This window comes from Aeromonas sp. R1-1 (assembly GCF_040908495.1).
GTDB classification, from domain to species: Bacteria; Pseudomonadota; Gammaproteobacteria; order Enterobacterales; family Aeromonadaceae; genus Aeromonas; species Aeromonas veronii.
Map to the genome: position 1 here is coordinate 1 of NZ_JBFODV010000224.1, position 1,157 is coordinate 1,157.

Below are 1,157 nucleotides of genomic sequence, written 5' to 3' on the forward strand. Positions count from 1 at the left end.
ATGGGCCCGTGGGGTGGTGTGTTATACCCGTTGGGGATGAGGGTGAGCCCCACCCGCTCTCATCTGGGGCTCTGCCCCCCCTGATCCGGCTTCAGGGTGGAAAATGTGGAGCAGATGGAAGGGAAAACTTCTCCTATCCAGCCTTCTCTATCAGTGTTGTCCGCTGGCTTATCTAGTGGCCTGACTGTCTTGGTCTCTTACTTGGTTTTCCTCGGCGTCTCTGAGTCGAGCTTGTCTTGTTGGCTAGAGTGGGGACACTCCCTCCGGGCTGCTTGTTATAAATATGTTTGGCCTACAGAGCCCATATTTTCTGTCTAACCCTTGTCATCGTCTGGCAGTGCGGCGGGCCTCTGGTCGTTACCCCATGCTAGAGACGCTGTTTCATGCGCATTGGCCCCGCGCATCCCACGTAACTGCAGCCCTATGCCGTCAGAAAAAAGTAAGGCGGGATTGCTCCCGCCTGATCTTCTTACTGAGCCACATACAGCTCTACACCGCACTTTGTATCTCTTGGGTCTCCCAGCTCCTTCTGGCAGGTCTTGCCCTGGCCCTTCTCATCGAGCTCGAAAATCCGCTTGGCCTCGACTCGATAGATCCCGTACTGCGTCTTGAGCGGGTTAGTAAATGGCCCTTCAAAATCAATGCTGCATTCCGAGCCGCAACTCTCCACAACAGTATGCCCGTTGCTCTGGATCGTGATGAACTCGGCTGTACCACTACCCCCCGAGAAGTTGAATCGCCGTTTGCCTACAAATGGTAGATCAGCGCGAGCTTGGGCCTTCTCGTCCCCCTCTTTGGGTTGCTGGCTCTTTGCTGCCTCACACATCTTGTCCAGCAGGGCATCAATCATGACATCCGGCTGTGGCTGACCATTTATCTCCAAGGCTTCCACGCTGAACTCTTCACCTTGAACCCACATCTGGAGCAAGCCACGGACAGGTCTATCTCCATATGTGAACGTACCACTCACGTTGACCAGCTTGCGGCCATCAGCGGCTTTGCCTGCCGACCACTCGGGATCCTTAAAGACGCTATCGGCCTGCTGCTCTAAGGTCACGCCTAGACAGCTCTCCAGTTCTCCCCCTTTCACGGTCAGTTCGTCCCATTTACTGAGCAATCCGGCTTGAGCCGCTGGTGCCATCAGCAGTGAAACACTG

General features: G+C 55.2%; 1 protein-coding gene. It reads right to left on the reverse strand.

Annotated elements, in window-relative coordinates:
* Positions 1-469 precede the first annotated feature (469 nt).
* A partial coding sequence (locus AB5Y92_RS15100; protein WP_368227058.1) for a hypothetical protein occupies positions 470-1,157 on the reverse strand: 688 nt, incomplete at its 5' end.